Source organism: Enterobacter sp. PL_is511, assembly GCF_055816065.1.
In genome coordinates this window covers 905,533-919,515 of the sequence record NZ_JBVPGP010000024.1, presented here as the reverse complement: position 1 = coordinate 919,515, position 13,983 = coordinate 905,533, and the positions used below count along the sequence as shown (strand labels likewise).

The window sequence follows — 13,983 nt, the reverse complement described above, 5'->3', positions numbered from 1 at the left end:
GAGGGTTTACAGGCTGGCTTTATGTGCCTGCCAGCGCTCATTCAGGTCTTCAAGCCGGGCGTTGACCGTCTTCCAGCGCGCCGAATCCATCAGCTCCTGACGGCTAAATGAACCTTTATGATACAATTGTGTAACACGCTCTGCATTGATCGGCGACAGGTTATCCAGCACGCTCACGGCACCTTTACGATTATTGCAGACCAGGATCATATCGCAACCTGCATCCAGCGACGCCTGACCGCGTTCAGCGTAGCTGCCCATAATCGCCGCCCCTTCCATCGATAAGTCGTCAGAGAAGATCACGCCATTGAACCCCAGCTCCTGACGCAGAACGGTTTTCAGCCAGTGCGGAGAGCCGCTGGCAGGGCGCGGGTCAACTTCGCTGTAAATCACGTGCGCAGGCATAATGGCATCAAGCTTGTTGTCGGTGATCAGCGACCTGAACACCGACATATCTTTGGCGCGAATTTCCGCTTCCGGGCGCGGATCGCGCGGGGTCTCTTTGTGTGAGTCCGCCGTCACCGCGCCGTGGCCCGGGAAGTGTTTCCCGGTGGTTTTCATTCCGGCATCGTGCATACCGTCGATAAACCGGGTCGCCATGGCCAGCGCAATACGCGGATCTTCATGGTATGAACGCTCGCCAATGGCGGCGCTGATATGCCCCACGTCCAGAACCGGGGCAAAACTGATGTCGATATCCATGGCGATCATTTCGCTGGCCATCAGCCAGCCGGCCTCCTGCGCCAGTTTTCCACCCTCTTCCGTGCCGAGCAGCGCGGCGAATGACTGGGCTGCCGGGAGACGGGTAAAACCGTCGCGAAAACGCTGCACGCGCCCGCCTTCCTGATCGACGGCGACCACCAGATGATTGCGCGACGCGGCGCGGATCTGACGCACCAGCTCACGCAGCTGCGCCGGATCGTGATAGTTGCGGGTAAACAGGATCAGACCACCCACCAGCGGATGCGCCAGAATTTCACGCTCCTCCGCATCCAGTTCAAACCCTTCTACATCCAACATGACTGGACCCACATCCACCTCTCTTATCCTTTCGTTTGTAACTGACGCCAGGCATCGTCTGCCAGCGCAATAAAGTGTTTGTCTCTGGACTGCTGATAGCGCATTTCAAACCAGCCAGCCATTAACATGACGACCCAGGGCCGCCAGCGTTTAACCTGACGCCTCAGCGCGTCGGCGTTGATATGTGCCGCCTCGGCGTAGTCCCTAATCAGCGTCTGCCGTGCGGCGTCACTCTCCGTCCAGACTGCCGCCAGCTCCAGCGCTACATCGCCATCTCCGGCATATTCCCAGTCGATAAGCCTGATGCCCGCTGGCGTATGCACAATATTTCCGGCATGAACATCCATGTGCAGCGGCGAGAGCCGAATCGGCTGCGGCTCGCCCGTTTTACGCAACCGCTTGAGATGCGCCAGCCACACTGGGGTGCGTCTGTCAGGCGCGGCCTGCTGCCAGTAGCGTTCCAGCAGCGGGTATAACGTGATTCGCCATCCCAGACGTGGCTGCCGGTGCAGATGATACAGCATCGCCGCGAGCGCCGGCGTGTCCGGCAGCGCGCTTTTCACGTCACCGTCCAGATAGTCGACGGCCATCCAGCTCTCTCTGAAAAAACGGGGGGCAGGCACGAGATCTGACGGAAGACGCCTCAGGGTGCGAAACTGACGACGGAAATGGGAGGCAGGCGCATAGGGGTCGTGATGTTGCCGCAAGACCAGACGTCGTTCGCCCTGCGCTATAATGCAACTCGCGCCGCCAAGCCCGGAGTGGGCCTGCGGCGCGATAAGGCGGTGCTGAGGAAAATAGCGCGTCAGAATCTCTTCACGCGTGCTGTCATTGTTGCGTAACCGCACCTTTACCTGACCAGATAATTTCGCCTGTCTGAACCAGCATCAGCTGCATCTGCAGGGCTGGGGTATTCACATTACCGGTGGCGTTAGAGTAAAGCACATACTGTGCGCCAACGTTACGGGCAATGCCGATCGCCTTGCTGCGTGTGCCGAGACTATCCTGCGGCGACAGGCCCAGCTGCTGTTTAGCTACCGCGAGCTGCTGAGCCGAGACCAGCGTAAACTTGCCGTTGTTAGCCAGAGCATTGCGCAGGGTTTCTGTCGCTTCGCCCGCGTTCAGTGAACCGTTGGTACGGTTGTTGACGCTGTCGACCAGCAATACGCTGCCCGCCGTCACGCCCTGCGCCTGCAGCATTTTACCGACCATCGGCTGCATTGCCCCGTTCCAGTCGTAGTGGCGCACGCGCGGTGCAGGCTGCGACGTCTGGTCCGGATGCTCAATCGGGCCAGGCTGCGCCGGTATAGACGGTACGGACGGCACGGTTGGCTGCGGCTGCGTTGGCTGCGTCGGCTGTTCTGTGCCCGGTTTCGCCTCTTCCACAGGCGCAGGCTGTTCAGTTCGGGTCACACACCCTGCCAGGAACAGCGCGAAAGCTGTCACGAGCGCATAGCGGCTCAAGTTTTTAATCAAGGTTCACTCCTCAGAGATAAAGATAAAGTCTCACCTTATGCGCACCCAGATAGTTGGCGCTGCCATAGAGCGTTACCGACGACCTGGCCGGAATGGTGACGCTGCGCGGCGCCTCCAGCGGATGCATTTCGAGACCTCTTACGTCATACCAGAAAAAACGGTAGTGGACCGTCACGGGTTCGTGTCTTTCATTAAAGAGCGTAGAGGAGGCAGATGAGTTGATTTCACTGATGGTCAGCGCGGGCTGTTGCGCCGTGATGCCCGCGGCAAGCACGGAGGATTCCATGACCAGCGTCTGTTCATCGTTCACGGGGATCGCCGGGCGCGTGCTGCACCCCACAATCATCATCGTCACTACCAGCGCTGCAATACGCCCCTTACGCATGTCAAAGACCTTTATGTGCCAGCATCGGCCCCAGAGGACGTCCACCCAGCAGATGCATGTGAATATGATACACTTCCTGGCCACCATGACGGTTGCAGTTCATGATCAGACGGTAACCGTCTTCTGCAATCCCTTCCTGTTCAGCGATTTTCGCGGCCACCGTCAGCATACGACCTAACGCCACTTCATGCTCGGTTTTTACGTCGTTTACAGTCGGAATCAGAATATTGGGAATGATAAGGATGTGCGTCGGGGCCTGAGGGGAAATGTCCCGGAAAGCCGTCACCAGTTCATCCTGATAGACGATATCCGACGGAATTTCGCGGCGGATAATTTTACTGAAAATCGTTTCTTCAGCCATGACCTTTTCCTTTTTTGTTTAATCTGGCGCAATGCGTCCGCTGTAAACACACTCCCGGGATCGGTGTGTGACACAATTCAAGAGTATGAGCGAGTTTCTCCTGTCCTTTCAACCTCCTCCCTCGATTTCTTTCCTGAATGTTCATCAGCTGAGTGAAGAGTGACCGCTTGCGCGTCTCAGTGGCGTTTTTTACGACACAAATAAAAAAGGCAGCCATTCGGCTGCCTTAGTCTCCCCAGGTCACAACTTAGTTGCTGCGGATGTACTCATCCATTTCGGTTTTCAGGTTATCGGATTTGGTACCGAAGATTGCCTGTACACCAGAACCTGCAACAACTACGCCCGCTGCGCCCAGTTTTTTCAGACCCGGCTGGTCTACTTTCGCGACGTCGGCAACGCTCACACGCAGACGAGTGATGCACGCGTCCAGGTTAGTGATGTTCTCTTTACCACCGAACGCGGCAACCAGTGCAGGAGCCATTTCGCTGGTCGCGCCAGCTTTGCTGTCTTCTGTCGCATCTTCACGGCCTGGGGTTTTCAGGTCCAGTGCTTTAATCAGCACGCGGAAGATGGTGTAGTACACAACCGCATAGCACGCACCGACGATTGGGAACAGCCACAGTTTGCTGCTGTTACCGGACAGAACGATGAAGTCGATCAGGCCGTGAGAGAAGGACGTACCGTCACGCATACCCAGCAGAATACAGATTGGGAACGCCAGGCCGGCCAGAATCGCGTGGATAACGTACAGGATCGGCGCAACGAACATGAAGGAGAACTCGATCGGCTCGGTGATACCGGTCAGGAACGAGGTCAGCGCTGCGGAGATCATGATACCGCCCACTTTTGCACGGTTCTCTGGCTTCGCAGAGTGCCAGATAGCAATCGCCGCTGCAGGCAGACCGTACATTTTGAACAGGAAGCCACCAGACAGTTTACCTGCAGTTGGGTCACCCGCCATGTAACGTGGGATATCGCCGTGGAATACCTGGCCTGCTGCGTTGGTGAATTCACCAATCTGCATCTGGAATGGAACGTTCCAGATGTGGTGCAGACCGAATGGCACCAGGCAACGCTCGATGAAGCCGTAGATACCAAACGCCACAACCGGGTTCTGGTAAGCAGCCCACTGAGAGAAGGTCTGGATAGCGGAGCCGATTGGTGGCCAGATGAAGGACAGGATCACGCCAGTGAAAATCGCTGCCAGACCAGAGATGATCGGAACGAAACGCTTGCCCGCGAAGAAGCCCAGATACTCAGGCAGCTTGATGCGATAGAAGCGGTTGAACATATACGCTGCAATCGCACCGGAGATGATACCGCCCAGAACACCGGTGTCCGCCAGGTGTTTCGCGGCAATCTCTTCTGCCGGTAAATGCAGAACCAGCGGCGCAACCACAGCCATGGTTTTCACCATGATGCCGTAGGCAACCACTGCAGCCAGCGCAGAAACGCCGTCGTTATTGGTGAAGCCCAGAGCCACACCGATCGCGAAGATCAGCGGCATGTTAGCAAAGACAGAACCGCCTGCTTCGGCCATCACGTGGGACACTACGGCTGGCAGCCAGCTGAAGTTAGCAGAACCGACACCCAGCAGGATACCTGCAATAGGCAGTACGGATACTGGCAGCATCAGCGATTTACCGACCTTTTGCAGGTTAGCAAATGCATTCTTAAACATAATTGAGAGTGCTCCTGAGTATTTGTGCTTTTTTTACGCTTTCACGCATTGGCCCGGGGGGAGTACCGTGCCGTGGACAGGACATCTAAGCGCCCTTTATTTATTACACAGAGTAAAATAATTCCCTCTGAGTTTGTTTGACGGCTATCACGTTTCAGCTTAAGGCGGTCGAAAAACTTTCAGTTATTTACAAAAAGCATGTCCGGATGTGTCTAAAAACACCCTCACCGCCCCAAATGAGGCGGTGAACTTTACTCGCTTTACTTATTAATTACGAGCCTAAAAAAAACAGGTGTATCAGACAGATTGCAGGCGGGCGGGGTCGATATGGAACAACGTGGAGAAGTTTTCCGTCGTCACGCGGGCCAGCTCATCAATGCTGACGCCCTTCAGTACGGCCATGTACTCAGCCACATCTCTCGTCATAGCGGGCTGGTTCTCTTTACCGCGATGCGGTACCGGTGCGAGATACGGAGAATCGGTCTCCACCAGAATACGATCGAGCGGAACATAACGTGCAGCATCACGCAACTGCTCAGCGTTACGGAACGTCACGATCCCCGAAAACGAGATATAAAACCCCAAATCAAGCAGCTTACCCGCCGTTTCTCTGTCTTCTGTGAAACAGTGTAGTACGCCACCGCAATCCGTCACGTTTTCTTCCCGGAGGATCGCCAGGGTATCCGCACGCGCGTCGCGGGTGTGGACGATAACCGGCTTGTTCAGCTCCCGGCCAATGCGAATATGGTTGCGGAAGGACTCCTGCTGACGCGGTTTGGTTTCCGGCGTGTAAAAATAGTCCAGCCCGGTTTCCCCCATCGCCACCACGCCCTCTTCTGCTGCCAGTTGGCGCAGATCCTCAACGTCGTACGCCTCGTCCTGATTCAGCGGATGCACGCCGCAGGAGAACATCACGTTATCGCGAACGCCCACCAGCTCACGCATGGAGCGGTAGCCCGGCAGCGTGGTTGCCACCGCAAGACAGAATTTCACATCGCGGGCAGCGGCTTTTGCCAGCACGTCATCCACGTTTTTATGCAGGGATTGATAATCCAGGCCATCAAGATGGCAGTGTGAGTCGACTAAAAACATAATGTCTCTCTCAGAGATGGGAAACAGGCGGTGTGACGCCGGGTTGCAGGTAATGTTCGATACGCAGTAACTGGTCGGTCAGTAAAAGCTCGCGATTAAGACCCGTCACGGTTAAAAGCTGTTCTCGGCTCTGGCAAATTTCATGAAGCATCGCATGAAGAATCGTCCCTGAGAGGCGGTTCGCCAGCGTATTCACCAGTGGCCACGCGTCCGGGTTGGTCAGCAGCGTTGCCCCTTGCTGAATTTTGAGTGCATCCAGCAGCAACGAGGCCAGCCAGTGCAGACGCTCAACGACCCGATCGCTGTTAAGCGCAGGCAATACGCTTAGCCAGTCGTGATTATTCAGTGCTGTTTCAACAGCCCGGCAGAGCGTTTCTCGCTCTGACCAGACGTCAGGCTGCAGTAATGCCAGCGCCGCCGCGGGCGCGCCGCTGCTCAGGCGCAAGGCGGTCAGCGCGCTCTCAGGTGACGTTGTCACCTCTCGTTCAAGCCAGCTCAGCGCCCACGATTCCTGGGGCACCGCAAGGTGATAAAGACGACAGCGGCTGCGCAGCGTCGCCAGTAATCGTCCCGGGTCACGACACGAGAGGAAAAACCACGTTTTAACCGGCGGCTCTTCCAGGGTTTTCAGCAGGGCGTTAGCCGCCGCCTCGGTAAGCTGTGTGGCGTCTTTGAGCCAGACCACTTTAGCGCCGCCCAGTCGCGCGTGCTCGTACAATTTTTCGCTGACTTCCCGCACAGCATCAATACCGAGCGCGCTTTTGCCCTTCTCAGGCTCGAGGGTGTAGTAGTCAGGATGCGTGCCCGCCTGCATCAGCTGACAGCCACGGCATTTACCACAGCTCTTGTGCCCTTCCGGCTGCTGACACATCAGAAAACGGGTGATGGCATAAATCAACGCATCATCACCCATCCCTGGCAATGCCTGAATCAGTAACGCATGATGCCCCCGACCCGCCTGATAGCTGCCGATCAGCTGTTCAAAGTGTGGGCGCAACCATGGATACCATTTCATGCCTGCTGCTCCTGCACCCACTGCGTAATGGTATGCTGAATGTCACGCGTGACGTCGTCCAGGGACTGCGTCGCATCGATGGTACAAATTGAGCTGTCCTGTGCGGCAAGTTCAAGATAGCGCGCACGGGTGCGGTTAAAGAAATCAAACGACTCTTGTTCAATGCGGTCCAGCTCGCCGCGAGCGCGGGCACGCTTGAGGCCCACTTCCGGGGTCACATCCAGATAGAGCGTCAGGTCGGGGCGAAAATCCCCCAGTACGGCATTACGCAGCGTGGCCAGCATGGTCTGGTCGATACCACGTCCTCCGCCCTGATACGCCTGAGTCGACAGATCGTGACGGTCACCGATCACCCACTTGCCGTCGGCCAAGGCAGGTTTGATAACCGTCTCAACCAGCTGAACGCGCGCCGCGTAGAACATCAGCACTTCGGCTTTGTCAGTGATAACTTCGTCACCGACGGATTTAATATCCAGCACCAGGCTGCGCAGCTTTTCAGCCAGCTGCGTGCCGCCCGGCTCGCGGGTAAATACCATGTCCGCCACGCCCAGCGCTTTTAGCGTATCCACCACCACGTTGCGGGCGGTAGTTTTACCCGCCCCTTCGAGTCCTTCAATGACAATGTATTTACTGCGCATTTTTTTCCTTAAGTGCCTTCAGATAGTCCTGAACAGAGCGATTGTGGCTGGCAAGGTTGGTGTTAAAGGTGTGTCCCCCTTTTCCATCAGCCACAAAATAGAGATACGGTGTTTTTGCCGGATGCGCGGCGGCTTTAAGCGACGCTTCGCTCGGCGTGGCAATCGGACCTGGCGGTAATCCGCTAATCACGTAGGTATTATACGCCGTTGGCGTCTCCAGATCTTTTCTTGAGATCTTGCCGGCATAGCTCTCGCCCATGCCGTAGATAACGGTAGGGTCGGTTTGCAGACGCATGCCGATGCGCAGACGGTTGATAAATACTGACGCCACTCGATCGCGCTCGGCGGCAACGGCGGTCTCTTTCTCGATAATTGAGGCCATGGTGACAAACTGGTTTTGATCTTTATACGGCAGCCCGTCCATTCGCCCTTCCCAGGCGGCATCCACGGCGGCGACCATTTTTTTGTGCGCCCGCTTAAGAATCGCCACATCAGTCGTGCCTGCGGTATACATCCAGGTGTCCGGCCAGAACCAGCCTTCCACCCACTCAGGATGCTCAAACTTGAGCACGTCGGCCACCGTCTGATAGCTGTCATCCTTCAGGGTATGCTTAATATACGGCGCATCGCGCAGCTGTTTGAGGTAATCGCTCAGGCGCATCCCTTCCACAAATCGCAGGGGGAACTGGGCTTCCTTGCCGCTTTCTAGCAGCTGCAGCATCTCTCTGACGGTCATTCCCGGCGTAAAGCGATAGGTACCGGCTTTGAAATGTGACAGCTCAGGCTCCACGCGCAATAACCACTGGAATACCCGTGGACGATTGATAATCTTGTCGCCATAGAGCTGTTCCCCAAGCGCCTGACGGCCGGTTCCCGCTTTCAGGGTAAAGATCGTTTCGTCTTTAACCAGGATCTTGCTGTCAGCCAGCTGGCGAACTTTCCATACGCCAGCTCCGCCAGCGACGCCCAGCGCAACGATGAGGATAAGGACAAAGCGCAACATTTTTTTCATGACTATCTGGTTTGCTCACATATCGGGGCTAAAAACTGAAACAGCTCGCGCGAAGACCAGCGTTGTTGGCCATACGCACGGACGGGTACAACAGGCATCAGCGCATTGCAGATGATGACTTCATCGGCAGTCTGTAGCGCGGCTTCTCCTGCGCTAACTTCGACAACGCGATAGCCAGAGCGTGCCAGCTGTTGCAGACAAAACTGACGCATTAACCCGTTTACGCCAGCGTGTTCCAGCGACGGAGTGAACACCTCTCCCCCCTGCCGCCAGAGTAAATTAGCCGCACAGCATTCCGTAATGAACCCTTCGCTGTCAAGAACCAGCGCCTCATCGGCGTTCGTCTGTTCAAGATGAGTACGAATGAGCACCTGCTCGAGGCGATTGAGATGCTTAAGCCCGGCCAGCATCGGGTTCCGTCCCAGTCGAACCGGGCTCAGCGTCAGCGTGACGCCGTCCTCTCGCCAGCGAGAATAATGCGCAGGATAAGCAGAAACGGAGAGAATACGCGTTGGGTTGATACACGATGCGGCGCTGTAACCCCGGCCACCACTGCCGCGGCTGATGATGACTTTGAGTACGCCGGTGTCCTTCCCGGTTGCCAGCAGGCACATTTCCTGGCGCAGTGTGTCCCAGTGCGTAAAGGGGATCATTAACTTTTCACAGCCATGCTGCAGACGTCGAATGTGCGCCTCCAGCAGGCAGACATCGCCATCCAGAATACGCGCCGTCGTAAAGCAACCATCACCGAACTGTATCGCCCTGTCGCTGGCAGGCAGCGTGTCCTGCTCAAGGCCATTGATTAAAAACATGGTGGCTCCTTATGCGTGGGCATTTAGTCTGGCAGGATGTCATGCAGCCGACAAGAAGATTAGGCTTAATAAAAAAGGCCCGGCAAGCGGACCTTTTTAAAAGCTATCGGGACGTCAGGATCAGATCTTTTTGAAGATCAGAGAACCGTTGGTACCGCCGAAGCCGAAGGAGTTACACAGGGTGTACTCCATACCGCTAACCTGACGCGCTTCGTGAGGAACGAAGTCCAGATCGCAACCTTCATCCGGGTTATCCAGGTTGATGGTTGGTGGAACAGCCTGATCGCGCAGCGCAAGGATGGAGTAGATTGACTCTACTGCACCCGCCGCACCCAACAGGTGACCGGTCATGGATTTCGTGGAGCTCACCATTACGCGGCTGGCAGATTCGCCGAAGATAGACTTAACCGCCTGAGCTTCCGCTTTATCGCCTGCTGGCGTAGAGGTGCCGTGCGCGTTCACGTAGCCAATTTGTGCTGGGGTAATACCCGCATCACGGATCGCGTTTTCCATCGCCAGCGCAGCACCCGCGCCGTTCTCAGGAGGAGACGTCATGTGATAAGCATCGCTGCTCATGCCGAAACCAACGATTTCAGCATAAATTTTCGCACCGCGTTTTTTCGCGTGTTCGTACTCTTCCAGTACGATCATGCCCGCCCCGTCGCCCAGCACGAAGCCGTCACGGTCTTTATCCCACGGACGGCTCGCCGCCTGCGGGTTATCATTACGGGTAGACAGCGCACGCGCCGCACCGAAACCGCCAACACCCAGCGGGGTACTGGCTTTTTCAGCACCGCCCGCAACCATAGCATCTGCATCGCCGTACGCAATAATGCGCGCGGCCTGGCCGATGTTATGTACGCCAGACGTACAGGCGGTGGCGATAGAAATGCTTGGCCCACGCAGGCCAAACATGATGGTCAGGTGACCTGCCACCATGTTAACAATCGTGGACGGAACGAAGAACGGGCTGATCTTACGCGGGCCGCCATTCATCAGAGATGTATGGTTTTCCTCGATCAGGCCAAGACCGCCAATCCCGGAGCCGATAGCGGCGCCGATACGGGTTGCGTTCTCTTCCGTAATCACAAGGCCAGAATCCTGCATGGCCTGAACGCCAGCGACAATTCCATATTGAATGAAGGCATCCATCTTGCGCTGTTCTTTGCGCGAGATGATCTCTTCACAGTTAAAATCCTTTACTAAGCCAGCAAATTTCGTTGCATAGGCGCTAGTATCGAAATGGTCGATTAGGCTGATGCCGCTCTGACCGGCAAGGAGAGCTTTCCAGGTGGACTCTACGGTATTGCCGACAGGAGACAACATGCCAAGTCCGGTCACAACTACACGACGCTTAGACACGTTTGTCCTCCAGGGAGGGATAAAAAAAGAGATTCGTGGGACTAAAAAAGATAAAACTCAGGCGGTCGAATGACCGCCTGGAGATGTTCACTTACGCCTGGTGACCGTTGATGTAATCAATGGCAGCCTGAACGGTGGTGATCTTCTCAGCTTCTTCGTCCGGAATCTCAGTATCAAACTCTTCTTCCAGAGCCATTACCAGCTCAACGGTGTCAAGAGAATCTGCGCCCAGGTCTTCAACGAAGGAAGCGGAGTTCACAACTTCTTCCTGCTTAACGCCCAGCTGTTCGCCGATAATTTTCTTAACGCGTTCTTCGATAGTGCTCATACTCTTAAATTTCCTATCAAAACTCGCTTTCGCGATGGTTTTCGTAGTGTATAAAATGTTGAAAAATTTGCAACTAAATCCCGGCAGTTCGTACCACGATTTTACGTTATTTTGAGGCCATTCGCCCTAATAACGCAAATATTTTTCATCGTGGTTAAACCATATACATCCCGCCGTTGACGTGGAGGGTTTCACCAGTGATGTAACCCGCTTCGTCAGAGGCTAAAAATGCAACCGCACTGGCGATTTCTTTAGGGTCGCCAAGACGACCCGCCGGAACTGCCGCCAGCGTACCCGCACGCTGCTCATCAGTCAGCACACGCGTCATGTCCGTTTCAATAAAGCCCGGAGCAACAACGTTTACCGTAATACCGCGGGACGCAACTTCACGCGCCAGCGACTTACTGAAACCAATCAGACCTGCTTTCGCCGCAGCGTAGTTAGCCTGACCAGCATTTCCCATGGTACCAACCACAGAACCGACAGTGATAATACGACCATGACGCTTTTTCATCATAGCGCGCATTACCGCTTTTGACAGACGGAATACAGATGACAGGTTGGTTTCGATGATATCGTTCCACTCGTCGTCTTTCATTCGCATTAACAGGTTATCGCGAGTGATCCCGGCATTGTTTACCAGAATATCCACTTCGCCAAACTCTGCGCGAATATTTTCCAGAACAGATTCGATAGATGCAGGTTCAGTCACATTCAGTACCAGACCTTTACCGTTTGCACCCAGATACTCGCTGATGGCCTGAGCGCCATTCTCGCTGGTTGCTGTTCCAATCACCTTCGCGCCGCGCGCAACCAGTGTTTCAGCAATTGCACGCCCGATACCGCGGCTTGCGCCAGTGACCAGGGCGATTTTTCCTTCAAAACTCATGGTATTCCTCTTTTATTGCGAGAGTGCCGCTGACATCGCTTCCGGCTCGTTAATCGCCGAGGCTGTCAGGGTGTCAACAATACGTTTTGTCAGACCGGTGAGGACTTTCCCTGGGCCGACTTCATACAGATGCTCAACGCCCTGAGAGGCCATAAACTCAACGGTTTTGGTCCACTGTACCGGGCTGTAGAGCTGGCGAACCAGTGCATCACGGATAGCTTCCGGCGTGGTTTCGCATTTCACATCGACGTTGTTCACAACGGAAATCGTCGGTGCGTTAAACGTAATTTTTTCCAGCTCAACCGCCAGCTTCTCGGCGGCAGGCTTCATCAGCGCACAGTGAGACGGCACGCTGACCGGCAGCGGCAGCGCACGTTTAGCACCCGCAGCTTTACAGGCCGCACCTGCACGTTCAACCGCTTCTTTATGGCCGGCAATAACCACCTGGCCCGGCGAGTTGAAGTTAACCGGAGAGACCACCTGGCCTTCAGCAGATTCTTCACATGCTTTTGCAATTGCAGCGTCATCCAGACCGATGATGGCAGACATACCGCCCGTGCCTTCCGGCACCGCTTCCTGCATGAATTTGCCGCGCAGTTCCACCAGACGTACCGCGTCAGCAAACGCGATCACACCGGCACACACCAGCGCAGAGTATTCGCCCAGGCTGTGACCCGCGAGCAGCGCGGGGGCTTTACCGCCCTGCTGCTGCCAGACACGCCACAGCGCAACGGACGCGGTCAGCAGCGCGGGCTGGGTCTGCCAGGTTTTGTTCAGCTCTTCGGCCGGCCCCTGCTGGGTCAGCGCCCATAAATCATAACCCAGTGCATCAGAAGCTTCACGGAAAGTCTCTTCAATGACCGGATAGGTTGCTGCCATTTCAGACAACATCCCAACGGTTTGAGAGCCCTGGCCCGGGAACACAAAAGCAAATTGCGTCATTTTTTATTCCTTATCCTAGAAACGAACCAGCGCGGAACCCCAGGTGAACCCGCCACCGAAGGCTTCAAGCAAGACCAGCTGGCCCCGTTTGATTCGTCCATCGCGTACCGCTTCATCAAATGCGCACGGTACCGACGCCGCAGAGGTGTTGCCGTGACGATCCAGCGTCACCACAACGTTATCCATCGACATGCCCAGCTTTTTCGCGGTCGCGCTGATGATACGCAGGTTCGCCTGATGCGGCACCAGCCAGTCGAGCGCGGAGCGTTCAAGGTTATTCGCTTCCAGCGTTTCATCAACGATGTGCGCAAGCTCAGTCACCGCCACCTTGAACACCTCGTTCCCTGCCATCGTCAGGTAAATCGAGTTGTCCGGATTAACGCGATCGGCGTTAGGCAGGGTCAACAGTTCGCCGTAGCTGCCATCAGCATGCAGATGCGTCGAGATGATACCCGGCTCTTCGGACTGCCCCAGCAGCACCGCGCCCGCACCATCACCAAAAATAATGATCGTTCCACGATCGGTAGGATCGCAGGTGCGCGCCAGCACGTCAGCACCGATCACCAGCGCATATTTAACGGCACCGGATTTCACGTACTGATCGGCAACGCTCAGCGCATAGGTGAAACCTGCGCACGCGGCAGCGACGTCAAACGCCGGACAGCCTTTAATGCCGAGCATATTTTGCACCTGGCACGCCGCGCTTGGGAAAGCGTGCGTGGCAGACGTCGTGGCGACCACGATCAAACCAATCTGTTCTTTATCAATGCCCGCCATTTCGATAGCACGCTGTGCGGCTTCGTAACCCATGGTCGACACGGTTTCGTCTGGCGCGGCAATACGACGTTCACGGATACCTGTGCGCGTGACAATCCACTCGTCAGACGTATCTACCATTTTTTCCAGATCGGCGTTGGTACGCACCTGTTTTGGCAGGTAGCTGCCGGTACCTAAAATCTTCGTATACATG

The 13,983-nt window shown here is 55.7% G+C and carries 16 protein-coding genes; all 16 read right to left on the bottom strand.

Annotation, left to right across the window (positions count from 1 at the left end; all coding sequences use genetic code 11):
• Window positions 1-6 precede the first annotated feature (6 nt).
• Complete coding sequence (gene nagZ / locus AC0TN7_RS19835) at window positions 7-1,032, bottom strand: beta-N-acetylhexosaminidase (protein ID WP_267216854.1); 1,026 nt, start codon at window positions 1,030-1,032, stop codon at window positions 7-9.
• 11 nt (window positions 1,033-1,043) lie between these two features.
• The gene (thiK, locus tag AC0TN7_RS19830; RefSeq protein ID WP_024909036.1) at window positions 1,044-1,868 is read right to left on the bottom strand and encodes a thiamine kinase; all 825 of its coding nucleotides are present in this window, start codon (window positions 1,866-1,868) and stop codon (window positions 1,044-1,046) included.
• Window positions 1,849-2,496: a penicillin-binding protein activator LpoB gene (gene lpoB, locus AC0TN7_RS19825; RefSeq protein WP_024909035.1), complete on the bottom strand. Its 648-nt coding sequence runs from the start codon at window positions 2,494-2,496 to the stop codon at window positions 1,849-1,851. The genes thiK and lpoB overlap by 20 nt, the downstream gene beginning before the upstream one ends.
• A gap of 10 nt (window positions 2,497-2,506) precedes the next feature.
• Window positions 2,507-2,881, bottom strand: coding sequence for a YcfL family putative periplasmic lipoprotein (locus tag AC0TN7_RS19820; protein ID WP_024909034.1), 375 nt, complete (start codon window positions 2,879-2,881; stop codon window positions 2,507-2,509).
• A 1-nt stretch (window position 2,882) separates the two neighbouring features.
• Window positions 2,883-3,242 carry a purine nucleoside phosphoramidase gene (hinT, locus tag AC0TN7_RS19815; protein WP_006809243.1) on the bottom strand — a complete coding sequence of 120 codons (360 nt, stop codon included), beginning with the start codon at window positions 3,240-3,242 and terminating at the stop codon, window positions 2,883-2,885.
• Between the two features lie 247 nt (window positions 3,243-3,489).
• Complete coding sequence (ptsG, locus tag AC0TN7_RS19810) at window positions 3,490-4,923, bottom strand: PTS glucose transporter subunit IIBC (RefSeq protein ID WP_023311158.1); 1,434 nt, start codon at window positions 4,921-4,923, stop codon at window positions 3,490-3,492.
• A 297-nt stretch (window positions 4,924-5,220) separates the two neighbouring features.
• Complete coding sequence (locus AC0TN7_RS19805; RefSeq protein ID WP_024909033.1) at window positions 5,221-6,015, bottom strand: metal-dependent hydrolase; 795 nt, start codon at window positions 6,013-6,015, stop codon at window positions 5,221-5,223.
• A gap of 10 nt (window positions 6,016-6,025) precedes the next feature.
• Window positions 6,026-7,030: a DNA polymerase III subunit delta' gene (gene holB, locus AC0TN7_RS19800; RefSeq protein ID WP_248163989.1), complete on the bottom strand. Its 1,005-nt coding sequence runs from the start codon at window positions 7,028-7,030 to the stop codon at window positions 6,026-6,028.
• The gene (gene tmk / locus AC0TN7_RS19795) at window positions 7,027-7,668 is read right to left on the bottom strand and encodes a dTMP kinase (RefSeq protein WP_063144628.1); all 642 of its coding nucleotides are present in this window, start codon (window positions 7,666-7,668) and stop codon (window positions 7,027-7,029) included. The genes holB and tmk overlap by 4 nt, the downstream gene beginning before the upstream one ends.
• On the bottom strand, window positions 7,658-8,680 hold the full coding sequence (gene yceG, locus AC0TN7_RS19790; protein WP_032650855.1) for a cell division protein YceG: 1,023 nt from the start codon (window positions 8,678-8,680) through the stop codon (window positions 7,658-7,660). Before yceG ends, tmk begins: the two co-directional genes overlap by 11 nt.
• A gap of 2 nt (window positions 8,681-8,682) precedes the next feature.
• On the bottom strand, window positions 8,683-9,492 hold the full coding sequence (gene pabC, locus AC0TN7_RS19785) for an aminodeoxychorismate lyase (RefSeq protein WP_267216708.1): 810 nt from the start codon (window positions 9,490-9,492) through the stop codon (window positions 8,683-8,685).
• 120 nt (window positions 9,493-9,612) lie between these two features.
• Entirely contained in the window at window positions 9,613-10,854 is a 1,242-nt protein-coding gene (gene fabF, locus AC0TN7_RS19780) for a beta-ketoacyl-ACP synthase II (protein ID WP_024909028.1), read from the bottom strand.
• A gap of 91 nt (window positions 10,855-10,945) precedes the next feature.
• Window positions 10,946-11,182 carry an acyl carrier protein gene (acpP, locus tag AC0TN7_RS19775; protein WP_003857954.1) on the bottom strand — a complete coding sequence of 79 codons (237 nt, stop codon included), beginning with the start codon at window positions 11,180-11,182 and terminating at the stop codon, window positions 10,946-10,948.
• Window positions 11,183-11,336: 154 nt separating this feature from the next.
• Window positions 11,337-12,071, bottom strand: coding sequence for a 3-oxoacyl-ACP reductase FabG (gene fabG, locus AC0TN7_RS19770; protein ID WP_024909027.1), 735 nt, complete (start codon window positions 12,069-12,071; stop codon window positions 11,337-11,339).
• Between the two features lie 12 nt (window positions 12,072-12,083).
• Complete coding sequence (gene fabD, locus AC0TN7_RS19765) at window positions 12,084-13,013, bottom strand: ACP S-malonyltransferase (RefSeq protein ID WP_024909026.1); 930 nt, start codon at window positions 13,011-13,013, stop codon at window positions 12,084-12,086.
• A gap of 15 nt (window positions 13,014-13,028) precedes the next feature.
• The gene (locus AC0TN7_RS19760; RefSeq protein WP_008500797.1) at window positions 13,029-13,982 is read right to left on the bottom strand and encodes a beta-ketoacyl-ACP synthase III; all 954 of its coding nucleotides are present in this window, start codon (window positions 13,980-13,982) and stop codon (window positions 13,029-13,031) included.
• Between the last annotated feature and the right edge of the window lies 1 nt (window position 13,983).